Below are 22,570 nucleotides of genomic sequence, written 5' to 3' on the forward strand. Positions count from 1 at the left end.
ACCCACCTAAAAGAGCGACCCTGCCCCGTCCGGCACACCACCGGGCGGGGCTTCTGCTGTCATGCCCCACATGACGACCAGGACCACAACAGCGGGCCCCTACACCATCGAGTGGGACGACGGGCCCCTACTCGACTCCGGACGCCTCCGGCCCCTCACAGAGGCGCCTACCGGCCCTGCGCACGGGTGGGTAGAGGAAGCGCCCGCCGGAGAGGGATGGGTGGTCGGCCCCGGACCGTGCCTCCGCGCGGCAACCGTCTCCGCCCCCGTGCCGGACCTTGACGCCGCGGGATGGTGGCTCGCCGGCTACCTCGCTGCCACTTCCGCCGATCACCGGACGCGTGCATAGGCCACGTGATAGGCAAGCGGTGATCCACGGGGGCCGACCAGGGGAGGACCGATGCAGCAAAAGGCAAAGATGTGGCTGGGCGTAGGGGCAGCAGTGATCGGGTTCGGCGGTGTCCTCTCTCTATTCCAGGACAACGACAAAGCCGACGCCGAGGCCACGCCGAAGACGTCCGCATCGGCCCCCACCGCCCCCGCCGGCGACGAGCACACCACCGCACCCAAGACGACGAGCGGCATACCGAGACCCGACGCGCAGCAGACGGCACGGCTCGTCGCAGCGCTCCGAGAAGTTCATCCGGGGCTCGTCGTGAAAGAGGAGCGGGCCGTAAGCAGGGCGCGGGACGTGTGTCTCGACATCACGCAAGCGAAGGATCCGGCGACCGTCCGCGGGAACGCACGCAAGCGCTATGAAGGCGGCTCCGAGCCGACGCTCACGGACGACCAGGCCGACAAGATCGTCAAGGCGGTTGAGTCGTCGTTCTGCCACTGATCAGCCATCGAACGGCCCCGTTCGGACATCATGCCGGGCGGGGCTTTCGCATGCTCTGACCAGGCCCTACCTTTGGAGTCCCCGTAGAGAGATCCGGGATTCGCCGATTCCTGGGGGCAAGCCCCCGAGACCCCCTGAAACCGCGCTCCGCGCGGTTGTCCTCAAGCGCCGGACAGGCTGATTCCAGCCCGTCCGGCGCTTGAGGACGCGCGCCGCGGGCGCGCTGGGGGGAGGGACAGGGACCCCCTCCAACGCCCCCAGGTTGCACGCACACCCTCGCCCCCTAGGGTGGAGACAGCCATGAAGCGAGCCCCCGGCCCCGCCGGGCCCTGCCCGGTCCCGGCCCTTCCGCGCCCGGCGCGTCTGCTCGTCGTCGCCGCGTATGTGCTGCTGGCCACGGCGGTGGGGGTCGACCTCGCGTCGGATCCCCGGCTGACGTTCTCGCCCGTGCTGGGCACGGCTCCGGTGCTGGCGAGCATCGGGACGCGGCGCGCCCGGGTCCCGCTGCTGACCGGCGTGGTGGCGCTGCTCCTGGTGGCCCCGCTGACGCTCGCGGACCCGGAGGTGCCGGTCGCGCTGCATGTGACGGCGGCGTTCACGGTGCTCGCCCTCACCTGTATCAGCACGGCGAACGTCGTGCTGGTGGCCACGCGCGAGCGGGAGTTGCTGCGTTCGCGCTCGGTCGCCTCGGCGGCGCAGCAGGCGCTGCTGCGGCCGGTGCCGGAGCGGGTGGACGGGCTGCGGGTCGCGGTGCGCTACCTGGCCGCGGCGGCGGACGCGCAGGTGGGCGGTGATCTGTACGAGGTGCTGACGACGCCGTTCGGGGTGCGGCTGCTGATCGGGGACGTCCGGGGCAAGGGGCTGGGCGCGGTCGAGACGGCGGCGGACGTGCTGGGGACGTTCCGGGAGGCCGCGCAGGTGGAGGCGGAACTCGGCGCGGTCGCCCGGCGGCTGGACGCGGCGGTGCGGCGGCGCGGGGTGGGCGAGGAGTTCGTGACGGCCGCGCTGCTGACCGTTCCGCGCGCCGGGGAGGGGGAGACGGTGGAGCTGGTGAACTGCGGCCATCTCCCGCCGCTGGTCCGCCGGGACGGGCGGGTGAGCCCAGTGGGCGCCGAGGACACGGAGGACGCGGAGGACGCGGAGTCGGATCCGCCGCTGGCCCTGCGCGAGCTGGCGGAGGGCTCGTACCGGTCGGCGGCCTTCACCCTGCGCCGGGGCGACCTGCTCCTGCTGTACACGGACGGCGTGACGGAGGCACGGGACGCGGCGGGCCGGTTCTATCCGCTGGAGCGCCGGCTGGCCGCGCTGCCCGAGGGGGCGCCGGGGACGGTGGCGGACCGGCTGGTGGCGGATCTGCTGGCGTACGCGGGCGGGGAACTGGCGGACGACGCGGCGCTGTTGGCGGTCCGCCGGGAGTAGCGCCGAACGGAAGCGAAAACACAGGTTGCCTTGCCAGTTTTCCTGAATGACAGTTAACCTTCCTTTCTTGTGGGCGCGCGCTGCCGCACGCCACGACCAAGGGAGGGTTCGCCATGCGGATACCGGTGCGGTCACCGGAGCGGGAACGGACCGACGGCGGGGAGGCCGCGCCCCCGGGCATCGGCGGCCGGTTCGTGGCCGCGGTCGCGGTCGGCTCGATGCTCAACCCGGTCAACTCCACCATGATCTCCACCGCGCTCGTCCCCATCGGCCGGAGCTTCGGCGCGGGTCCGTCCGCCACGGTGTGGCTGGTCGCGGGGTTGTATCTGGCCAGCGCGGTAGCCCAGCCGGTCATGGGCCGGGTGGCCGACCACCTCGGGGCGCGCCGGGTCTACACGGCGGGGCTGGTCCTCGTCGGACTGTCGGGGGCGGCCGGCCTGGTGGCCGGTTCGCTGGGCCAGTTGGTCGCCGTCCGCGTCCTGACGGGCGTGGGCACGTCGGCGGCCTACCCGGCAGCCATGGCCATGATCCGCACACGGTCGGCGCGGGCACCCGGCGGGGCGCCCGCCCGTGCCCTCGGCGCGCTGACCGTCGCCGCCCTCGCCAGCGCGGCACTCGGCCCGGCCCTCGGCGGACTGCTCACCGGGCTGGCCGGCTGGCGGGCGGTCTTCGCCGTGAACATCCCGCTCGCGCTGGCCGGTCTGGTCCTCGCCCTGGCCTGGCTGCCGGGCGACGAGCCGCGGGCGCGCGAGGGGGGCGCCCGCGGCCTGTGGTCGGAGCTCGACCCGGCGGGCGTCCTGCTGTTCGCCGGCACCCTGCTGCCCCTGATGTTCTTCCTCACCGACCTCGCCCGGCCCGACTGGCCGCTGCTCGCCGTCGGCGCCGTCGCCGCCGGCGCGCTGGCGGCCTGGGAACTCAGGGCGGCCCGGCACCCGTTCCTGAACCTGCGCATGCTGGCGGCGAACCGGCCGCTGGTGCGCACCTACGTCCGCTACGGCGCGTCGTTCCTGGTCGTCTACTGCGTGCTGTACGGCTACACGCAGTGGCTGGAGGAGGCGCGGGGGTTCTCCGCCGCCGTCACCGGGGTGATCATGCTGCCGATGTGCGCGGTGGCGGCGCTGTGCTCGTGGACGGCCGCGCGCCGCGCGACCGTCCGGGGGCCGCTGCTCCTCGGCACCGCGGCGATGGTGGCGGCCTCGGCGGCGCTGCTGTTCGTCGGCCCCGGGACGCCGACGGCCCTGCTCGTGCTGGTCGGCGTCGTGTTCGGGCTGCCCAACGGGCTGAACGCGGCGGGGAACCAGGCGGCGCTGTACGCGCAGGCGCCGGCCGGGGCGACGGGCACCGCCGCCGGGCTGTTCCGCACCGCCCAGTACGTCGGCGCGGTCGCGTCCACCAGCGTGATCGGCCTGGTCTACGGCGACCGCGCGACGACCGGCGGCCTGCACACGGCGGCCGTCGTCCTCACCGTCCTCGCGGCGCTGCTGCTGCCGGCCACGCTGCTCGACCGGGCCCTGCGCCGGGCGGGCCGCTGACCGGCGCGGGCCCGGCCGACCCGGCCGGACGCGGCGGGTACGCTGGCCCGGTGATGGCCCATGAGCAGCAGTCCCCCGCCCCGGCCGCCGCCCCCGAGCTCACCGAGCTGCACGAGACGGCGTCCCGGATCCGCGTCCTCACCGGGCGGCTGGCCCGCCGGCTGCGCGCGGCGGGGGACCGTACGGACCTGACCCTCTCCCAGTCCGCCGTCCTCAGCCGGCTGGACCGCCACGGCCCGGCCACCACGGTGGAGCTGGCGCGCGCCGAGCACGTCCGGCCGCAGTCCATGGGCACGACGCTGGCCGGCCTGGAGGAGGCGGGCTTGATCGAGCGGTCGCCGCACCCCAGCGACCGGCGCCAGGTGCTCATCTCCCTCGCCCCGGAAGGGCTGCGGCGGCTCCGGGAGGCGCGCGGGGTGCGCGAGGGCTGGATCGCGCAGGCCCTGGCGGAGCGCTTCGACGAGCGGGAACGGGCGGTCGTGACGGAGGCGATCGGGCTGCTGGAGCGGCTGACGGAGGGTGAGTAGCGCCGCGGGGGTGCACGCCGAAGCGTTCATGTAACAGGCATGTACCAGGGATTGGTGGGGCGGAACGGTTCGCCGGGCCGATCGCATCCTGTTGGTCGAAAGCGCCCGCTCGTACCGATGTGTCCCGAGCGACCCGCACCCCCGACCGATATCGAGGAATGAACGATGCGCGTTCGCAAGCTCACCTTCGCCGCCCTGGCCGTCGCCGCGGGGCTCTCGCTCACGGCCTGTCAGAACGACGATGACGACAAGGGGCAGGCCGCCCCGTCGTCCGCTTCCTCCGCGTCTTCCGCGTCCTCCGCGTCTTCGTCGGGCGGTGGTTCGGGCTCGGGCGGTTCGGAGCAGGGCGGTTCCGGCCAGGGCAGTGGCAAGGGCTCCGCCGGGAAGGGATCCGGCGAGCAGGGCACGGCCGCCGGGGCCGGCTCCCACGACAACGGCAAGACCGCCAAGTGCCGTACCGCCGACCTGACGATCACGGCGCAGGACCACACCATCGACGGTGACCCCGACGGCACCGTCGCCGTGGAGTTCAAGAACCGCGGCGGCCACGACTGCACCGTCACCGGGTACGCGGGCGTCGACCTGAAGACCACCGCCGGGTCGCTGTCCGCCAAGCGGACGGGCGAGCAGGCCCCGCGGGTCGTCCTCAAGAACGGGCAGACGGTGGCCTTCGGCATCTCCTACCCGGTCAACAAGTCGGGCGGCTCCGGCGTCCGCGTCACCGGCCTGCTGGTGACCCCGCCCGGCGAGACGCACACGGTGACCCTCCGCTGGCCGGGCGGCGGCACGCTGCCCGTCACGGAGGGCGGCGGCTCGGCGGTGAAGGTGGGCCCGATCGGGAGCGCGGGCCAGGGCGGCTGACCGCCCGGCCCGGCCCTGCTACCGCACCTGGACAGTGACCCGCCACGAGGTCACCGTGTGCGGGCAGAGGTGGCCCTTCACGCGGGGCGTGCACCTCGCCTGGGCAGTGAGCGCGGTCGTTCCGTCGGCCTCGGCGTGGAAGACCGCGGCGGCGTCACCGTTAGGTGCCGTCCGGGCGGACGTCCGTCCGATCACGGTGGTGTCGGCGGCGGTGGGCGCGCTCCACGCCCACTGCTCCTGTGCGGTGCGCTTCGCGGTGAGCCGGACGGAGATCTCGTCTCCCTTGTGGACGGTGACGGGCCGTCCGTTGTCCTGGTTCGTGAGGGTCGTCCGGCTCTGCACGGCAGCCGGTGCCGGCGCCGCGGCGCAGACGAGTGCCATGAGCGGAGCCACCGCCGTGAACCACCGGTACGTCTTCAATTCCCTGCCTCCGCCGAGGGGTTCGACGCGGCGGCAGGCGCCGCCGTCGCCTCTTCTCTCTGCCCCGCACCCGGCCGGCCCAATGCGGCCGTCCCCCTTGCGGGGGAACGGCCGACACGGTGACCGAGCGCGAACCGGCCCGGCCGCAGGGCGGGTTCAGTCCGCGACGTCGTGGTGGCCGGGCTCCGCCGGCGGGCCGAACCAGCGTTCCAGCGCGGACCGGGCCGCGCCCCCGGCCGTGCCCGGCGGGGCCACCCATCCGACGTGGCCGTCCGGGCGGACCAGGACCGCGGAGGTGTCCGGCAGCGCGCCGGGACGGACGGCGGTGACCGTGACCCGGTCGGCCCAGGGCGCGGCGGCCTCACGGACGGCGGCCGGTGCCGTGGCGTCGTCCAGCAGCAGCACTCCCCCGCCGTTCCGGGCCGTGACGGGCAGGCCGGCGGGAACCATCCGGCCTTCCCACGGGTGGCCGTGCGGATCGTGGGCCGGATAGCGGGTGTTGACCCCCGTGACGGTCTCGGCGAGCGGGCCGGCGGTGTCCGCCGCCGTGGCCAGTTCGCCGAGCAGGTCGCGGAGCGGCGCGAGCCGCTCGCCCTCGGCGGCGAGCAGCGCCTGGGCGCGCGTGTCGCGCAGCAGCCGGGCGCCGGCCGCGTGGCGTTCGGTGTGGTAGCTCTCCAGCAGGCGTTCGGGAGCCCGGCCGCGGGCCACGAGGGCGAGCTTCCAGCCAAGGTTCATCGCGTCGTCGATGGCCGCGTTGACGCCGACCGCCCCGGCCGGCGGGTGGACGTGGGCGGCGTCACCGGCGAGCAACACCCGTCCCGCGCGCAGGCGTTCGGCCAGCCGGGCGGCGTCGCCGAACCGGGTCAGCCACCGGAACCCGGCGATCTCGACGCGCCGGCCCAGCGCCCGGTCCAGCACCTTCTGAAAGCGGGCGGGCGTCACCGGTGCGTCGCGGTCCTCCGGCGGGTCCGGCTCGGCCGTGACGAGGCGGACGTAGCCGGGGCGCGGGATGACGAACACCGACCCGCCGTCGGGTCCGGCCGTCGGGCCGAAGGGCAGGGCCGCCGGGTCGGCCAGGACGACGTCACCGAGCAGGGTGAAGCGGCGGGCCGGTGTGCCGGGGAAGGCGATACCGGCCCGCTTCCGGACCGTGCTGCGCCCGCCGTCGCAGCCGGCGAGCCACCGGCAGCGCAGCCGGAGGGGCCCGTCGGGCGCCCGGACGTCGGCGGTGATCCCCTCGTCGTCCTCGCGGAAGCCGGTGAGCCGGTGGCCGCGGAGCATGCGTACGCCCAACTCCCGGGCCCGTTCGGTCAGCAGTTCCTCGACGCGGGTCTGGGCGATGCCCAGGACGTACGGGTGGCGGGTGCGGCGCATGGCGGCCAGGTCGAGGGCGGCCGTGCCGACGAAGGCCGTGGCCGGCAGGGTCGGGCCCTCGACGAGGAAGCGGTCCGCGAGGCCGCGCAGGTCCAGCAGGTCGAGGCTGCGGGCGTTGAGGTTGAAGCCGCGGCAGAAGCCGGGCGGGGACGGGTTCCGTTCGAGGACCGTGGTGGACACACCGGCCAGGGCCAGTTCGCAGGCCAGCATGAGCCCGGCGGGGCCGGCGCCGGCCACCAGGACGTCGGTGTGGGCGTCGGCCGTCGTCGCGTCAGGCACCGGGCGCCTCCCCCTCGTTGTCCCCCTCGCCGTTCTCCTCCCCCGGCCAGGACAGCGCGCCGCGCTCGATCTCCTCGGCGGTGTGCCGCACCCATCGCAGCTCCGCCTCGGCCATGGCGCGGGCGTACTCGGCCTCGATGACGAACAGCCGGGGGACCCGGTGTTCGTCCCGCGCCGCCTGGTAGGCCCGCTCGTCGGCCGCCGCCCGGGCCTCCAGGGCCGCCGCCCGCTCGCGCAGCGCCGCCGCGGCGCGCGCCGGTCCCAGGGCCCCGAGGTAGCTGAGGGCGGACAGGAACTTCGGGAATTCCCGGGTGGGTTCGCGGATCAGCTCGTCGAGCCAGGCGGTGAAGTGGCCGCGCCCTTCCGGGGTGTGCCGGTAGACGGTCCGCGCGGGGCGCCCGCCCGCCCGCTCCGTGCCGGCCTCTTCGATCCAGCCGTCGCGGGCCAGGGCCCGGACGGTGTCGTAGAGCGATCCGGTGGTGAGCTTGAAGGTCAGGTCCAGCTGCCGTTCGCGCAGGACGGCGGCCATCGCGTGCGGGTGCAGCGGCTGTTCCAGCAGGAGGCCCAGGACGGCGAGGGCCAGCGGGTTGGCGGGACGTTTGACGGGCATCTCACTCCGCTTCTCGGGACACGACCGTGCTCGGATCCAATTACTCGGATCCGAGCATAGCGGGTCGGCGGATGAGCGTCGACGGGTGAGCGCGGGCTCAGTTCTCCAGCAGCTTCGCCTCCGTCTCCGGGTCCAGGCCGACCGGCGTGCGGTCCGGGCGCAGCGGCGGCTTCCCGCCGAGGGACTCCAGCCAGGTCCAGGTGTCGGCGACCGTCTCCGCGACGGGCCGGCAGCGCAGGCCGGTGGCCAGGGCCTTGCCGACGCCGGCCCCGAAGATCGTGGTGTGGTCCTCGCCCGGCGGCAGCCAGATGGGCAGGTCGGTCCAGGGGGCGACGCCGGCCGCGAGGATCGGTTCGGGGTCCGTCCAGCACAGCCGGGCGTCGGAGCCGGTGACGCGGACGCAGGTCTCCAGGAGTTCGCCCATGGTGGTGTGGCCGGGTGGGCTGACGAGGTTGTAGGGGCCGCCGAGGCCGCGGGCGGCGGCGTCCAGGGTCCAGGCGGCCAGGTCACGGGCGTCGATGTACTGGATCGGCGACGCGGAAGGGCCCGGGGCCAGGACCCGGCCGCCGCGCGCGACGCGCAGCAGCCACCAGGGCAGCCGGCCGATGTTCTCCCCCGGCCCGAGGACCAGGCCGGCCCGGGCCAGCAGCGCCCGGTCGCCGAAGGCTTCGCACGCCGCCAGTTCCCCGCCGCGCTTGGCCTCGGGATAGGGGACGTCCGCGGCGTCCGGTGAGCCGTCGACCAGCGGGCCCTCCTCCGCGAGCCCCGCCGGGCAGGGGTGCCGGTGGACGGAGCGGCTGGAGACGTAGGCGTAGCCCGCGGCCCGGCGCGCCAGCAGCCGGGCGGTGTCGCGGACCGCCGAGGGGGCGCCCGACCAGGTGTCGGCGACCAGGTCCCAGGTGCCGTGGGCCAGCGCGGCCAGTCCTCCCTCGGCCGTGCGGTCGCCGCGCAGCACCGTCACGCCGGGCGGTGCCGGGTGGCGGCCCCGGTGGAAGACCGTCACCTCCCAGCCGCGGGCCAGGGCCTCGTCCGTCAGGGCGCGGCCGACGAATTCCGTTCCTCCGAGTATCAGCAGTCTCATGAGCGTGACCCTGCCCCTGGTGTCTCTCCGGCGGAACCCCCGCATGCTCTGGGCGTAATCAGGGGAGGGTCGGATTCCGGGGAAGGCCGGGGTACGGGAAGGCGGGTGCGGGCGTGACGCGACGGGACGACGTCGGCGGTGACGGCGGCGGCGACGGCCGGACCGTGGCCATCGTGGGGGCCGGGGCCGCCGGGACGAGCGTCTTCGCGCACCTGGCGGCGGCCGTGGCGCGCGGCGGCGGGGGCGGCCGGCCCATCCGGTCGGTGCTGGTGGTGGACCCCTCGCCGCCCGGCTGGGGGCTGGCCTTCGGCGACGACGATCCCCTGCTGATGTGCAACAGCGCCGCGAACGTCAACTCGCTGCTGCCGGACCGGCCGGACGACTTCGTCGACCACCTGCGCGCCCGCGGCTGGACGGGCGCCCCCGACACGTGTGTGCCCCGCGCCGCCATGGCCGCCTACTGCGCGGACCGCTGGGAGCGTGCCCGGGACACGGCCGAGCGGGCAGGAGTGACGGTACGTCATATCGCGTCCACCGTGCGGTCCGTACACCTGCCGGGCGGGCCGGCGCGGTTACGGCTGGACGACGGTACGGAGCTCGCGGCGGACGACGTCGTCCTGGCCACCGGGGTGCACCGGCCGCGCGTACCGCGGGGGTTCGCCGCGTTCACCGGCCACCCCCGCTATCTGGACAGCCCCTACCCGTCCGCCAGGCTCCGCGCCGCGCTCGGCACCGGGCCGCGGCGCGTCCTCGTGCTCGGTTCGCGGCAGTCCGCCGTGGACGCCGCCCTGCTGCTGTGCCGGGACGGCCACCGCACCACGCTGGCCTCGCCGTCCGGCTCCCTGCCCGCGGTACGGCTCTCGCTGCACGCGCCGCCGCGGGATTTCCCGCCGCTGGAGCGCATGGCCAGGCTGGACCCCGAGGACCCGCTACTGGAAGGGCGGTTGACGCGCTGCGCGGTGGAGGCCGTCCGGCTGCTCGGCGACCGTCCGCTGCGCGCACAGGGCTCCCGGGCCGCCGATCCCGTCCGGCGGCTGGCGGAGGAGACGGCCCTGGCCGAGGCCGGGATGTGTCTGTGGCCCGGGGTGGCGGTGGCCGTGATCGAGGCGCTGACCGCCTTCGCCGACGGCCTGCCGGCCGACCGCACCCGGGCCCTGATGCGGCGCTTCGACTGGTTCGTCGGCCGCTATCTGACCGCGCTCACGGTGGTCAACGCCCGCCGCCTGCTGGCGCATTGCGCGTCGGGTGCGCTGCGGGTGGCCCCCGCGTACCCGGAGTCCGTCGGCTTCTCCGACGGAGTGTGGCGGGTGTCCGGGCCGCCCGGCTCGCCGCCCGAGACCTACGACCACGTCGTCAACGCGACCGGCTTCCACCCGCCGGACCTGACGTGGCGGGCGGACGGTACGGAGCTGCTGCTCGCCCCCGGCGCCCTGCTCGCCCCCGGCGACCAGGCCGTCGACCGACTGGAGGCGGACCTGCGGGTGCGCCGGGCCCCGGGTGCGCCGCCCGAGCGCGTCTGGGTGGCCGGCACCGGCACCCACGTCCGCATCCCGTTCGCCAACCACCTGCGGACGGTGACCCGGCAGGCCCGGTGGGTCGCCGGGCAGGTGGCGGGGGCGGTGGGCTGACACCGGGCGGAGGTGGCGGGATCGCGTCCTTGCCCGGCGGGCCCTCGGCCGGTGGATACTGGCCGCGGCCGGCGCCCGGCCTGCCGGAGCGCGCGTTCCGGACGGCGGGCCGGTGACGCGCCGGAGCGCTGTCCGTCAGGAGGGATGACTCGTGGCGATGGTCAGGACACGGCGCGGCGAGGACGGCGTCCTCAACCTTCCCCGTACGGCGACGGGGGTCGACCAGTTCTTCCACGCGGTCCGCGCCCGCCGGCCGCGCCGGCCGCCGGGGAGGCCCGGGGAGCCGCGCTGGCGCGGCGACTTCGTCGTCCCGGACGCCGACGGACCACGGGTCGCGCTCCAGGAGTTCGGCTACGCGAGCCGCGAACTCGCCCGGCACGGCGGCACGGTGGACGACACCGCGCTCGTCGGGCCGTTCCGCATCCTGACGGAGGAGGGCCTGGACCGGCTCGCCGAGGTGTGCGACCGGCTCGAACCGGCCGCCGGCTCCAGCGGGTTCATAGCCACCCGGCGGCTGCGCGGCGCCGACCTCGCGTCGCCGTTCCTCCACAACATGATCCGCGACCGCGGCTTCCTGCTCGCCTGCTCCCGGATCGCCGGCGTCCCGCTGATCCCGCACCCGCTGCGTCTCCCCACCGCGCAGATCAACTACTTCGAGGGCCGCGGCCGTCCGGAGATCGTGCGGTGGCACCGGGACGGCATGGACTACGTCTTCACGATCCAGCTCAGCGACGGCGCCGACTACGAGGGCGGCCACTTCACCTACTTCCAGGGCCGCACCGGCGAGTTCGACGACGTGGCCGCCGACGACCCGCGCGTCCGCGAGGCCGACTGCCGGGCGCGCGGGGCGACCCTCTTCCTGCACGGCAGCCGCATCTTCCACGCGGTGACCCCGGTCACGCGGGGCCGCCGGGTCACCCTGGTGATCTCCCTCTTCTGCCCTTACTTCGCCCGCCGCGACTCCAACACCTTCTGGCACCTGGCCGGAGACGACGGCATCCTCGCCACCGTACCCGGCTGGCTCCGCCTGAAGTGGCCCGTACGCGACCCGGCCCTGGACTTCGGCCTGCGGGCCGGGAGCCCGGTGGTGACCTGGGAGGATCTCCGCCACTGAGGCGCCGCTGAGACGCGGCGGAAGCACGCGGAAGCACGGCGGAAGCTCGGCGGAAGCACGGCGCGCGGGCGATCGAGCCGGCCGCCGGCCCTTCGGCCCTGCCCCGGTCATGCGGGCAGGTCGGCGGAGAGGAAAGGAGCGAGAAGCGCGGCCAACGCGTCGGGGCGGTCGAGGGGGATGATGTGGCCGCAGTCCCGGAGGTGGTGTCCGACGAGGTCATCGGCGACGGGCCGGAGTTGACGCTCGAGCCCGGTGCCGACGGGTTGGGAGCCGACGGCCATGGTGGGCATGGTCAGCCGGGCCGTCGCGACGGCGTCCCGGAGCTGCCGGGCGCTGGTGGGCAGGGCCCGGTAGTGGGAGAACGCGCAGCGCAGCGCCTCGCCCCCGGTGTACGCCTGGACGAAGGCCGCCCGGATGTCGTCGGGTACTCCTCGCCCGAGCGTTCCCGAGTCGAGGAACCAGTCGAGGTACGGGGCCTCGTTGCCGGCCAGGACGGTCTCGGCGAGGCCGGGGACGCCGTGGAAGCCGAACCACCACGGGGCACCGCCCGCGACGACGTGCTCCGCTCCGGGCAGCCGGCCGAGCAGTGCCTCCATCACGACCAGGCGCCGGACGAGGCCGGGCCGGCGCAGCGCGAGCAGGACGGCGGGGGCGGTGCCCGCGTCGATGCCGACCACCGCCGCGGAGGGCTCGCCGAGCGCGTCGAGCAGCCCTTCGGCGTCGGCGGCGAGGGTCCCCGCGTCGTACCCCTCGGCGGCGCGCTCGCTGGCGCCGAGACCTCGCAGGTCGGGGGCGATGACCCGGTACTGCCCGGCCAGCCGGTCCATGATGCCGCTCCAGACCCGCCAGGTGTGCGGGAAGCCGTGCAGCAGGAGGACCGCGGGTCCTTCCCCGGCGATCGCGACGTTGAGGCGGACGCCGTTCGTCGTGACGCGGCGCAGGTGGTGTGCGGTGGTGTCGGGCATGACGGCTCCCCGGTGTGGTTACGATTGGTTACCAGGGAACGATAGGTAACTGACCAGCCGCTTCCCAGACGGCACTTTCAGGGAAGGTGGTGAGTCCCAGGTGACCACCCGAGGAACCCGGGCCGCCGGTCGCGGGGTACGCGGCGATCTGTTCGATCCGCAGTGCCCGACGCGGCAGTTGCTCGACCGCATCGGTACGAAGTGGACGTCCATGGCCGTCAAGACGCTCGCCGACGCGGCACCGGACGAGGTGCGCTTCGCGGACCTGAGACGCCGGATGCCCGGCGTCTCGCAGAAGATGCTGTCCGTGACGCTGCGGAACCTGACCCGCGACGGGCTGGTGTCACGCCGCGTCGAACCGACCGTGCCGCCGCGGGTCTTCTACCGGCTCACCGGACTCGGGCTGTCCCTGGAGGTCGCGCTCGCGGGGTTGCGGGCCTGGGCGGAGGAGCACATGGCCGAGATCGACCGCGCCAACGAAGCGGCCGGCCAGGAGGCCGACGAGGGGTGAGGCGGGCCGGTTCCGCACTCCGTACCGGCGGCCGGACCGCGCGTGCGTCCGTCGGCCGTCACCGTCCCCCAGGCCCCGGGCCCCCAGGCCCCGCACCGGCCCCCGGAGCGGTCACACCCCGTGCGCCCCCAGCCGGGCCAGCTCCTCCGCCGTCAGGACGAGGTCGGCCGCCGCCGCGGAGTCGCGGATGCTGTGCGGGCGGCTGCCGCCGGGGATGGGGATCACGGTCGGGGAGGCGGACAGCAGCCAGGCGAGGCAGATCTGCTGGGGGCTGACGCCGCGCTCCGCGGCGATGGTGTGGAAGGGTGCGAAGGCGGTGTCGGCGGCGAGGCCGGAGGTGCCGTCCAGGGAGCTGCGGGAGATGCCGCCGAGGGGGCTCCACGGGAGGAAGGCGATGCCCAGTTCGGCGCAGAGGCGCAGTTCGGGGGCGCTGTCGCGGACGGCGGGCGAGTAGCGGTTCTGTACGGAGACCAGCCGGTCGCCCAGGATGTCGCGGGCCAGCCGGATCTGCGCCGTGTCGGCGTTGGAGATGCCGGCGAGGCGGACGGTGCCCGCGTCGAGGAGGTCGCGGAGGGCGCCGAGGGAGTCGGCGAACGGGACGGCCGGGTCGGGCTTGTGGAGCTGGTAGAGGCCGATCGCCTCGGTGCCGAGGCGGCGCAGCGACTCCTCGCAGACGCGCTTCAGCCGGCGTGGGTCGCCGTCGACCGTCCAGCCGCCGTCCGGGGTACGGCCCCGGCCGCCCTTGGTGGCGACGAGGACGTCGTCGCGGTCGCCGCCGTACGTGGCGAGGGCGCGGGCGACGAGCAGTTCGTTGTGGCCGGGTTCGCCGTCGGGGGCGTGGTAGGAGTCGGCGGTGTCGATGAGGGTGACGCCCGCGTCGAGGGCGGCGTGCACGGTGGCGAGGGCGCGGGCCTCGTCGGGGCGGCCCTCGATCGACAGGGGCATCGCCCCGTAGCCGATGGCGCTGACGCTGAGGTCGCCGAGTGTGCGGTGGCGCATGTCAGTTGTCTCCCTGGAGCGTGGCGGTGATGACGTCCGGCAGCCACGCCGTGGTGTCGCGGAACGTGAATCCCAGGCCGGTCGCCCGGGAGTTGTCCATGCCGTAGAAGCGGTCGAAGGCGAACGGCGAGTACGGGCCCTCGGGCGCGGCCTCCAGGACCGTGCGCCCGCCGGGAATGCGTTCGGCGAACAGACGGCACAGCTCGGCGGCGTCGGTGAGCCCGTGCGAGCAGGCGTTCACGGGTCCGGTGAATTCCCGTCCGGCCGCCCAGAAGAGGAAGTCCGCTATTTCGTCGACGTGAATGAACGTCGACGGACGGACGGCCGGCGGAACGGCGATCGGGGCGCCGGTCCGGATGCGGTCGGCGTAGTGCGCGAGCCGTCCGGTGAAGTCGTCGGAACCGCCGAGCACATGGGCGGTGCGCACGGCGACGGACGGGAACGCGGGGTCGGCCGCGAACACGGCCTCGGCCTGGCGCTTGCCCTCGCCGTACTCCCAGGGCGTCGCCGGGGCGCGGTCCACCGGCCACGACGCGGCGTCGAAGGCCGTCTCGGGCAGCGGCCCGGAGGCGTCGGCCACCTGGTCGTACACCTCGATCGTCGAGGTCATGACGTACCGCCGGGTGCGGCCGGCGAAGACCCTGCGGGCGATGTCCGCCTGGACGGGCGTGTAGCAGACCTGGTCGACGACGGCGTCGAACGTCCGGTCGCCCAGGGCCGTCCGCAGGGCCGTCTCGTCGTCGCGGTCGGCGACGACGTGGGCGGCGCCGGGCGGGGGCGCGGCGGAGCCGCGGTTGACCACGGTGACCGACGCGCCCGCGTCGAGCAGCCGGGAAATCAGCCGTTTTCCGAAATAGCGATTCCCGCCGATGACGCAGACGTCCCGCGGCACACCGTCGCGTGGCATTGCCGAATTCCTCCCGATCCAGGGCCGGCCCAGGGCCGATTCATCGCCGATACAGGGCCGTTCCGGAGCCGGTCCCGAGCGGATTCCCCCGCCCGTTCCCGCCCCTTTTCCGACGCCGCACCAGTGTTACCGTGACGGATCGTTTCCTGAAGGGGGAGTCATGGGAGATCCGGCCGTCCTGCCGAAAGAACCTCGGTATCCGCGCGCCGCGGCCAACGATCCGATGGCGGCCTTCGACGCGGTCGACCGGCGGCTGATCGGCCTCCTCCAGAGCGAGGGCCGGATCACTCTCAGCGAGCTGGGCCGCCGCGTGCGGCTGAGCCCGGCCGCGGTCGGCGAGCGGGTGCGGCGGCTGGAGAGCGGCGGGGTGGTGACCGGGTACACGGCCGAGGTGTCGCCCGCCCGGCTGGGGTACGGCGTCCAGGCGTTCGTCCGCGTCAACCCGTACGCCGGCTACACCCTGCGCCACCCGGCGGTCGCCGTGCTGACCGACCGCCCGGAGGTGCTGGAGGCGCACCACGTCGTCGGCGAGGACTGCTGGATCCTGAAGGTCGCCGTGGTGGACACCGCGCACCTGGAGGAGGTGCTGGAGCGGGTGTCGGCGTTCGGGCGGACGACGACCTCGGTGGTCCTGTCGTCGCCCGTCCCGCGCAAGCCGCTCCTGCCGGCCGAGCCGCGGCCGGTCGCCTGACAGCGTGGGGGCGGGGCCGGAGGAGCGGGTGACGGCCGAACCGGGCGGCGGGTGATCGTACGTACCTCGAATCGGTGCGGTGGGCTCGCCGGGTGGACGTCAGCGACTGCTGTTCTGCTGCGCCTCCGTCCGCCAGTACAGGACGAGGAAGAGGGCGAGCAGCAGGTCGTCGGGGAGCGCGTCTCCGTCGGCGCCGTCCAGCCGCACCACGTGCGGCCGGCTGCCGAGCTTGTCGTAGGAGATCTCCAGGGGGCCGACCGTCCGCACGCGGCTGCCGAGTTGGTCGTAGTCGAGCGCGTACGGGCCGATCCGCCGGAGCCGGCTGTTGAGCTTGTCGTAGGCGAGGTCCCAGGTGCCGACGGTGAGGGCCCGGCTGGTCCACTTGGTGTAGGCGATCTCGGTGGTGCCGATGCGGCGGAGGCGGGTGCCCATCGTGTCGTAGTCGAGCTCCCAGGGGCCCACCCGGACGGGGTGGCCCGCCCACTTGGCGTAGGTGATCTCGGCGGGGCCGATGTGCCGCAGCCGCGTCCCCATCGAGTCGTAGTCGAGTGTGATCTCCATGGCTCCCCTTCTCCCGGCGTTCCGCCGCGCCGCCGCCTCTACCCGAGTCAGTGCCCGCCCGTGACCTTGAATCCGCGCGGGACCAGCCACACGGTGAGGACGGTCACCACGGCCACGATGCCGGCGGAGACGTACGCGGTGGTCGTCAGCGCGTCGTCGAAGGCGGTGTGCGCCGCGTCGAGGACCCGCCGCCCGGTCTCACCGCCGGTGCGGCGGGCGACGTCCGCGGCGCCGCCGACCGAGCCGCGGGCCTCGTCCAGGTCGGCGCCGCGGAGCGGCAGTCCGGTCATGTGCCGGGTGAAGACGGCGCCGTGGACGCTGCCCAGGAGCGCCACGCCCAGGCCGACGCCGAGTTCGTAGGCGGTCTCCGAGACGGCGCCCGCCTGCCCGGCGCGGTGCGGCGGCACGGCGGAGACGAGGACGGAGGCCGCGGCGGTCATCGCCAGGCCGTCGCCGAGGCCGAGCAGGGCCAGGACCCCGGCGACGACCGGGTACTCGTTGGGCAGCGGGGTCAGGGCGAGCAGCAGGAAGCCCGCGACCAGTGCGCCGAGGCCGGCGGCGAGGACCGTCCGGACGCCGGCGCGGTGCATGATCCAGGGCGACGACAGGGAGCCGGCCAGCATGGCGCCGGCCGACGGCAGGGTGCGCAGCCCGGCCTGCTCCGGCGAGTAGCCGTGGACGTACTGCAGCCACAGCGAGATCAGGAAGAGCGCGGCGCCGATGGCGAGCATGGCGAGCAGGGTGGCCAGCGCGGCGGCCAGGAAGGGGCCGTTCCGGAAGAGCCGGACGTCCAGCAGGGGGTCGTGGGAGGCGAGCTGCCGCCGGGCGAAGAGGGCGAGCAGGAGCACGCCCAGGAGCAGCATCCCGACGTCGGCCGGTGCGAGGCTGCCCTTGGCGACGTGCTTGACGCCCCAGGCGAGGGCCACGACACCGGCGACGGAGAGCAGGGCGCCGAGCTTGTCGAGCGGCCCGTGCTGGGGCACGCGGTACTCGGGGAGCAGGCGCAGGCCGGCCGCCACGGTGGCGACGACGATGGGGACGTTCACCCAGAACGCGGCCGACCAGCCGTACCGTTCGACGAGGAACCCGCCGACGAGCGGCCCCAGGCAGGCGCCCGCGCCGGCCACCGCCGCCCAGATGCCGATGGCCAGCGCTCGTTCGTGGTCGTCGGTGAAGACCGCCCGGATCAGCGACAGCGTCGACGGCATCACCATGGCGCCGCCGAGGCCGAGCAGCACGCGCCCGGCGATGAGCTGTGCGGTGCTGTCCGCCGTGGCGGCGACCACCGAGGCGAGGCCGAAGAGGACGAATCCGGTCAGGAACAGCCGCTTGCGGCCGAAGCGGTCGCCGACCGCGCCGCTGGTCACGAGGAGGCCGCCGAGGACCAGCCCGTAGATGTCGATGATCCACAGCTGGGCGATCGGCCCGGGCCGCAGGTGGTCGACGAGCGACGGCAGGGCGACGTTGAGGATGGTCGCGTCCATGGCCACCAGCAGCAGGCTGGCGCACAGCACCGCGAGGACCGCCCAGCGGTCCGGCCGCTTCCCCGGCGCGGGCCCGGCGGCCCGGGACGGGCGGGTCCCGGTCATTCGAGCAGCCCCCGGCGCATGGCCTCGGCGACGGCCGCGGCGCGGTCGGACACCCCGAGCTTCTCGTAGAGCCGCTGGGTGTGGGTCTTGACGGTGCTCGCGCCGAGGTACAGCTCGTCGGCGAGGCGCGGGATGCTCTTGCCTTCGGCGAAGCCCCGCAGCACCTGCCGTTCGCGGTCGGAGAGGACCGTCTCGTCGCGGTCGGCGCGCAGCCGGATCTGGTCGACCAGGCCGTCCGAGAGGTCCTCGGAGACGACCTGCCCGCCGCGGGCGACCTTCAGTACGGCGTCCACGATCTCGGAGCGCTTGGCGTCCTTCGCCAGGTAGCCCGCGGCGCCTTCCTCGACCGCCCGGTAGACGACCGCGCCGTCGGTGGTCGCGGACAGCAGGAGGACGCGGGTCGGCAGCCGGTCGCGGACGACCGCGTGCAGGACGGCCAGGCCGTCGAGGCCGGGGAGCCGGTAGTCGATCAGCGCCACTCGGGGTTCGAGCCGGCGGACGGCGTCGAGGGCGGCGGGCCCGTCCTCCACCTCGGCGACCACGGCGATCCGGCCGTCGAGCCGGAGGCCGCGGGTGATGCCCTCGCGGTAGACCGGGTGGTCGTCGGCGACCACCACCGTCACCTGCGTACCGGAATCGGACTCCATGGGCTCGCCACTTCCGTGCTCGCGGTCGCCACCGTCCGGGCCACTGGCCCGGAATGTCCCTTCCGTCCACGATAAGCGGACCACCGCCCGTCGGCCGCTCCGGGCGCCCCGCCCGCCGATCGGGGGACCCCCGGCTCCCCCGCCCCGCCGCCCGTCCGCCGGATCCCGGGGCCTCGGTGCGCCCCGCAGGGTGGAGGGGAAGCGACCTGGAGGAGTGAGTGAGCATGGCGACGGAGACGATCGAACGGGTCGTCGTCGGGGTGGACGGTTCGGCGGGCAGCGTGGCGGCCCTCCGGTACGGCGCCCGGGAGGCGGCCCGGCACGGCGCGGCCCTCTGCCCGGTGTACGCGTGGGCGCCGCCCGGCGGCGAGGCGGCCGACGCGGTGAGCCCGGCCCCGTCCGACGTGTGCGACCACTGGGAGCGGGCGGCGGCGGCCGTGGTGCGGGAGACCTGCGAGGCGGCGTTCGGCCCGACCCCGCCGGGCACGGTCCTCCGCCCGCGCGCCGTCCGCGCCGCTCCCGGCCCCGCGCTGGTGACCCTGGCCCGCGACCCCGGCACCCTGCTCGTCGTGGGCACCGGCGGGCACGGACCGCTCCACCGCGTCCTGCGCGGCTCGGTGCGCCGGCACTGCCTGCGGCACGCCTGCTGCCCGGTCCTCGTCGTCCACCCCGGCCCGGCGGACCACCGGGCCGCGCCGGTCCCCGACGGCAGGCCCCGCATGGACGCGCCGGCCCTCGGCGGGACGGCGCGACCACGGGCCCGGGCGGCGTGACGGCGGGGCGCTGACGGGGGCGCGGCGGGCGCCGTCGCGCGCCACCGGCGACCGGCATCCGCGCCTGTTTCGACCATGGCTCACTTCCTCGGTCGCCCCTTACGAAGGGTGACACCATGACTACATGACCAGTGGGTGGTGGACGGAAGTTCCGGAAGGCCCGGGAGGCTCCGGGAGCGGGCCGCGCACCGGCCGGGATCCAGGCTCCCTGACCCTGGGGGCCGAGGAGGAGTACCTGCTCGTGGACCCGGTCTCCCGGCGGCTGCGGCCCGACGCCGAGAAGGTGGTCGCCGAGGCCGCCGCGGAGCTCGGCGGGCGGGTCACCCGCGAACTGACGCGCTACCAGGTCGAGGTCCGCACGGAACCCCACCGCGACCTCGCCGCCTTCGCCGAGGAGCTCCGGTCGCTGCGGCGCGCGGTGGCCCGGGCGGCCGCGCGCCATGGACTCGCCGCCGTCTCCAGCGGCACGCCCGTGCTGGCGCAGCCGGCGCCGACGCCGTTCAGCGAGGGGGCGCGCTACGCCAGGAGCGTCGCGGAGTTCGGCGCCCTGGACGACGAGCAGAGCGTCTGCGCCTGTCACGTGCACATCGGGATCGCCGACCAGGAGCTCGCCCTCCGCGTCTCCAACCACCTGCGCGCCCGGCTCCCCGTCCTCGTCGCGCTGGCGGCCAACTCCCCTTTCTGGCAAGGGCGCGACACCCGCTACGCCGGCTGGCGGACGATCACCTGGGCCCGCTGGCCGGCCGCGGGCCCGCCGCCGTACCTGGCGTCCCGGGCGCACTTCGAGGACCTCGTCGCGGAACTCACCGCGACCGGCGCGATCATGGACCGTTCGGGGCTGTACTGGGACGTCAGGCCCTCGCACCACGTGCCGACGCTGGAGGTCAGGGCGGCCGACGCCGCGTCCTCCGTCGAGGACGCGGTCCTGCTCGCGGCACTCGTCCGGTCGTCCGTCGCCACGGCCCTGGCCGACATCGAGGCTGGGAAGGCCGCGTTCCGGCCCTCGGACGAACTCCTCCGCGCCGCGTACTGGCGAGCGGCCCGCGACGGCCTCTCCGGTGCCGGCGTCGACCTGCGCACCGGCCGCCTCGCCCCCGCGCCCGTGCTCGTGGAACGCTTCCTGGACGGCCTACGCCCCGATGTGCTGCGCCACGACGACATGGCCGCGATCCGCGCCGGCTGGGCGCGGCTGCGCGCCCACGGCAACGGCGCGGACCGGCAGCGCGCCGCCCACCGGGCCCGCGGCAGGCTCACCGACGTCGTCGACCACCTGATCAGGGCCACGACCGCCGCCCGGCCGGAGAGCCAGGGCGGTACGTGAGGCCGGGCGCCGGGCTGCCGCCCGCCCGTGATCGACTGACCCCATGCCGTACGCCACAGCCGCCGACGGAACCCGCATCGCCCACCAGGTGCGCGGGTCCGGGGCCCCTCTCGTCCTGCTCGCCGGGCAGGCGAACTCCCACCGCTGGTGGGACGCCGTCCGCGCCGACTTCCACGCCGCCCGCAGCACGGTCACCCTCGACCACCGGGGCACCGGCGCCAGCGACAAACCCGACCGGCCGTACTCCACCGAGGAGTTCGCCGACGACGTCGTCGCGGTCCTCGACGAGCTGGGCATCGGGCGGGCGGACGTCTACGGGACGTCGATGGGCGGCCGGGTCGCCCAGTGGGTGGCCGTCCGGCATCCGCACCGGGTGCGCCGGCTGGTGCTGGGCTGTACGTCCCCCGGCGTCCGGGGCGTGCCGGCCGGCGAGGACGTCCGCGCGGCCCTGGCGGACCCGGACCCGGCGGCGGCCGAACGGACGCTGCTGGACCTGATGTACACGCCCGCCTGGCAGGCCGCGCACCCCGGTCCGTACACCGTCCTCGGGGACCCGGACATGCCGGGCCACGCGCGGCGCAGGCATCGCCTGGCCAGCGCGCGGCACGACGCCTGGGACGCCCTGCCGCGCGTCACCGCGCCCACGCTGGTCGTCCACGGCACCGAGGACCGCTTCAACCCCACCGCCAACGCGCACCTGCTCGCCGCCCGGATCCCGGGCGCGCGGACACATCTCATAGCGGGCGGCCGGCACGCCTACTTCGACGAGTTCCGGGCGGAGGCGAGCCCGCTGGTGCTCGACTTCCTGACCGCGCCCGCACCGGCCTGAGCGGCGGGCGGCGGGCGCGGTGGGCGACGGGCGGCGGGCGGCGCCCGGTCAGGCGGTGTCGAACCGGGCGGCGAGGCCCGCGACGTCCTCCGGGGACAGGGCGATGCCGAACTCCTCGGCGAGGCAGGCCCCGAGCTCGTCGGCCTCCAGCTTGCGCTCGGTGCGGGAGCCGTCCGGCCGGAGGGTGGTCACGGCGGCGGCGTCGAGCGAGAGCTGCCGGTCCGCGGCGAACCGCTGGGCGATCGGGCGCCGGACGAACGGCGAGCGGGGGTGGCTGGAGACGTAGTGGCTGCCGACGACGTAGTCGATGGTGTACTGGGGGACCAGGGTGAAGGTGTGGCGGTCGAGCCAGCCGTCGGAGCGGTGCTCGTGCAGCCACCAGTCGTCGATCCCCCGCTCCCCCGGGCGCCGTTCCACCCGGAACCGCCAGCCTTCGAAGTCCGCTTCCACGCCGTCGGCCAGCTCGATCGGCTCCAGGGGGCCGGACCCGAAGCCGACGTCGCAGAGCCACGTCCGGCCGTCGTCCTCGGCCTCCACGGCCAGGAGGGCGTGAGTGGCGGGAAGGATCTTGTCCGCGCCGAGCGTGACCCGGCCCCGCAGACCGGTGAAGCGGAAGCCGAACCGTTCGAGGACGGCGGCGAACAGGACGACGTGCTCGAAGCAGTAGCCGCCACGGCCCCGCCGCACCAGCTTGTCCTGGACCGACTCGACGTCCAGCGCGATCGGGACCCCGAGCATGACGTCGAAGTTCTCGAACGGTATGGACGTGACGTGCGCCCGTTGCAGGGCCCGCAGCGCCTCCAGGGTGGGTCGGCGCTCCCCCGCGTACCCGGTCCGCTCCAGATAGGCGTCCAGGTCCAGGAGGTCGCCGTGCCATCCCTGACCGGTCTTCGGCTGGCCGGTGTGCGGCGCGGTCATGACTCCACCCTTCCGGACCGTGGAGGTCCGCTGTCGTGCGTGTGTGGGGGCGTGTACCGGTGGTCTCTGCTTCAACGACCGGTACGTGTTCGACCCTACGCGCCGCTTGCCCGGGTGACATCAGCCGCCGGACGGGATGGGGGCCGACTCTTGGAGGTCACCGGGCGGGGCGAGTC

23 protein-coding genes are annotated in these 22,570 nt (G+C 75.1%); 12 read left to right on the forward strand and 11 right to left on the reverse strand.

Translation table 11 applies throughout. The annotated features are described in order from the left end of the window. Window positions 1-400 precede the first annotated feature (400 nt). The 5 genes from JNW98_RS09420 (at window position 401) to JNW98_RS09440 (ending at window position 5,177) form a co-directional block, all read left to right on the forward strand. Window positions 401-838, forward strand: a complete 438-nt coding sequence (locus JNW98_RS09420) for a DUF732 domain-containing protein (protein ID WP_223767667.1) — start codon at window positions 401-403, stop codon at window positions 836-838. A gap of 300 nt (window positions 839-1,138) precedes the next feature. Next, a complete protein-coding gene (locus JNW98_RS09425; RefSeq protein ID WP_223767668.1) occupies window positions 1,139-2,257 on the forward strand; it encodes a PP2C family protein-serine/threonine phosphatase in 1,119 nt (372 codons plus the stop codon). A 113-nt stretch (window positions 2,258-2,370) separates the two neighbouring features. Continuing rightward, a complete protein-coding gene (locus JNW98_RS09430) occupies window positions 2,371-3,789 on the forward strand; it encodes an MFS transporter (RefSeq protein ID WP_223767669.1) in 1,419 nt (472 codons plus the stop codon). Between the two features lie 53 nt (window positions 3,790-3,842). Beyond that, window positions 3,843-4,316 (forward strand): MarR family winged helix-turn-helix transcriptional regulator, encoded by a 474-nt coding sequence (locus tag JNW98_RS09435; RefSeq protein ID WP_223767706.1) that lies wholly within the window; start codon window positions 3,843-3,845, stop codon window positions 4,314-4,316. A gap of 165 nt (window positions 4,317-4,481) precedes the next feature. Beyond that, on the forward strand, window positions 4,482-5,177 hold the full coding sequence (locus JNW98_RS09440; protein WP_223767670.1) for a DUF4232 domain-containing protein: 696 nt from the start codon (window positions 4,482-4,484) through the stop codon (window positions 5,175-5,177). A gap of 18 nt (window positions 5,178-5,195) precedes the next feature. Here JNW98_RS09440 and JNW98_RS09445 read toward each other — a convergent pair whose 3' ends face one another. The 4 genes from JNW98_RS09445 to JNW98_RS09460 form a co-directional block, all read right to left on the reverse strand. After that, window positions 5,196-5,597 carry a hypothetical protein gene (locus tag JNW98_RS09445; protein ID WP_223767671.1) on the reverse strand — a complete coding sequence of 134 codons (402 nt, stop codon included), beginning with the start codon at window positions 5,595-5,597 and terminating at the stop codon, window positions 5,196-5,198. Between the two features lie 156 nt (window positions 5,598-5,753). Next, the gene (locus tag JNW98_RS09450) at window positions 5,754-7,250 is read right to left on the reverse strand and encodes an FAD-dependent monooxygenase (protein ID WP_223767672.1); all 1,497 of its coding nucleotides are present in this window, start codon (window positions 7,248-7,250) and stop codon (window positions 5,754-5,756) included. Beyond that, the gene (locus JNW98_RS09455) at window positions 7,243-7,860 is read right to left on the reverse strand and encodes a PadR family transcriptional regulator (RefSeq protein ID WP_223767673.1); all 618 of its coding nucleotides are present in this window, start codon (window positions 7,858-7,860) and stop codon (window positions 7,243-7,245) included. The genes JNW98_RS09450 and JNW98_RS09455 overlap by 8 nt, the downstream gene beginning before the upstream one ends. A 97-nt stretch (window positions 7,861-7,957) precedes the next feature. Beyond that, window positions 7,958-8,941: an NAD-dependent epimerase/dehydratase family protein gene (locus JNW98_RS09460; RefSeq protein ID WP_223767674.1), complete on the reverse strand. Its 984-nt coding sequence runs from the start codon at window positions 8,939-8,941 to the stop codon at window positions 7,958-7,960. Window positions 8,942-9,054: 113 nt separating this feature from the next. Between JNW98_RS09460 and JNW98_RS09465 the strand changes: the two genes are divergently transcribed. Beyond that, complete coding sequence (locus JNW98_RS09465; protein ID WP_223767675.1) at window positions 9,055-10,569, forward strand: FAD/NAD(P)-binding protein; 1,515 nt, start codon at window positions 9,055-9,057, stop codon at window positions 10,567-10,569. Window positions 10,570-10,720: 151 nt separating this feature from the next. Next, window positions 10,721-11,683: a hypothetical protein gene (locus JNW98_RS09470; protein ID WP_223767676.1), complete on the forward strand. Its 963-nt coding sequence runs from the start codon at window positions 10,721-10,723 to the stop codon at window positions 11,681-11,683. Between the two features lie 107 nt (window positions 11,684-11,790). Here JNW98_RS09470 and JNW98_RS09475 read toward each other — a convergent pair whose 3' ends face one another. After that, window positions 11,791-12,648, reverse strand: a complete 858-nt coding sequence (locus JNW98_RS09475) for an alpha/beta hydrolase (RefSeq protein ID WP_223767677.1) — start codon at window positions 12,646-12,648, stop codon at window positions 11,791-11,793. A gap of 100 nt (window positions 12,649-12,748) precedes the next feature. On the opposite strand from JNW98_RS09475, the gene JNW98_RS09480 reads away from it, so the two are divergent. Then, window positions 12,749-13,159: a winged helix-turn-helix transcriptional regulator gene (locus tag JNW98_RS09480; protein WP_223767678.1), complete on the forward strand. Its 411-nt coding sequence runs from the start codon at window positions 12,749-12,751 to the stop codon at window positions 13,157-13,159. Window positions 13,160-13,270: 111 nt separating this feature from the next. On the opposite strand, the gene JNW98_RS09485 is transcribed toward JNW98_RS09480, so the two are convergent. Both JNW98_RS09485 and JNW98_RS09490 read right to left on the reverse strand, forming a co-directional pair. Continuing rightward, window positions 13,271-14,158, reverse strand: coding sequence for an aldo/keto reductase (locus tag JNW98_RS09485; protein ID WP_223767679.1), 888 nt, complete (start codon window positions 14,156-14,158; stop codon window positions 13,271-13,273). Window position 14,159: 1 nt separating this feature from the next. Beyond that, on the reverse strand, window positions 14,160-15,065 hold the full coding sequence (locus JNW98_RS09490) for an NAD-dependent epimerase/dehydratase family protein (RefSeq protein WP_223767680.1): 906 nt from the start codon (window positions 15,063-15,065) through the stop codon (window positions 14,160-14,162). Between the two features lie 160 nt (window positions 15,066-15,225). Between JNW98_RS09490 and JNW98_RS09495 the strand changes: the two genes are divergently transcribed. Further along, window positions 15,226-15,756, forward strand: coding sequence for an Lrp/AsnC family transcriptional regulator (locus JNW98_RS09495; protein ID WP_223767681.1), 531 nt, complete (start codon window positions 15,226-15,228; stop codon window positions 15,754-15,756). Window positions 15,757-15,855: 99 nt separating this feature from the next. Here the strand turns inward: JNW98_RS09495 and JNW98_RS09500 are convergent, their stop codons facing one another. From JNW98_RS09500 to JNW98_RS09510, 3 genes are read right to left on the reverse strand one after another with little or no spacing between them, the layout of a single operon-like run. Continuing rightward, window positions 15,856-16,317, reverse strand: a complete 462-nt coding sequence (locus JNW98_RS09500) for a hypothetical protein (protein ID WP_223767682.1) — start codon at window positions 16,315-16,317, stop codon at window positions 15,856-15,858. A gap of 47 nt (window positions 16,318-16,364) precedes the next feature. Beyond that, on the reverse strand, window positions 16,365-17,906 hold the full coding sequence (locus JNW98_RS09505) for an MFS transporter (RefSeq protein WP_223767683.1): 1,542 nt from the start codon (window positions 17,904-17,906) through the stop codon (window positions 16,365-16,367). Beyond that, complete coding sequence (locus JNW98_RS09510) at window positions 17,903-18,553, reverse strand: response regulator transcription factor (protein WP_223767684.1); 651 nt, start codon at window positions 18,551-18,553, stop codon at window positions 17,903-17,905. Before JNW98_RS09510 ends, JNW98_RS09505 begins: the two co-directional genes overlap by 4 nt. 224 nt (window positions 18,554-18,777) lie before the next feature. Between JNW98_RS09510 and JNW98_RS09515 the strand changes: the two genes are divergently transcribed. The 3 genes from JNW98_RS09515 (at window position 18,778) to JNW98_RS09525 (ending at window position 21,476) form a co-directional block, all read left to right on the forward strand. After that, the gene (locus JNW98_RS09515; RefSeq protein ID WP_223767685.1) at window positions 18,778-19,326 is read left to right on the forward strand and encodes a universal stress protein; all 549 of its coding nucleotides are present in this window, start codon (window positions 18,778-18,780) and stop codon (window positions 19,324-19,326) included. Window positions 19,327-19,450: 124 nt separating this feature from the next. Further along, on the forward strand, window positions 19,451-20,647 hold the full coding sequence (locus tag JNW98_RS09520; protein WP_223767686.1) for a carboxylate-amine ligase: 1,197 nt from the start codon (window positions 19,451-19,453) through the stop codon (window positions 20,645-20,647). Between the two features lie 43 nt (window positions 20,648-20,690). Next, window positions 20,691-21,476, forward strand: a complete 786-nt coding sequence (locus tag JNW98_RS09525; protein ID WP_223767687.1) for an alpha/beta fold hydrolase — start codon at window positions 20,691-20,693, stop codon at window positions 21,474-21,476. Window positions 21,477-21,524: 48 nt separating this feature from the next. On the opposite strand, the gene JNW98_RS09530 is transcribed toward JNW98_RS09525, so the two are convergent. Beyond that, a complete protein-coding gene (locus JNW98_RS09530) occupies window positions 21,525-22,394 on the reverse strand; it encodes an arylamine N-acetyltransferase family protein (RefSeq protein WP_223767688.1) in 870 nt (289 codons plus the stop codon). Between the last annotated feature and the right edge of the window lie 176 nt (window positions 22,395-22,570).

Origin of the sequence: Streptomyces huiliensis (genome assembly GCF_020037025.1) — a bacterium.
Taxonomy (GTDB): domain Bacteria; phylum Actinomycetota; class Actinomycetes; order Streptomycetales; family Streptomycetaceae; genus Streptomyces; species Streptomyces huiliensis.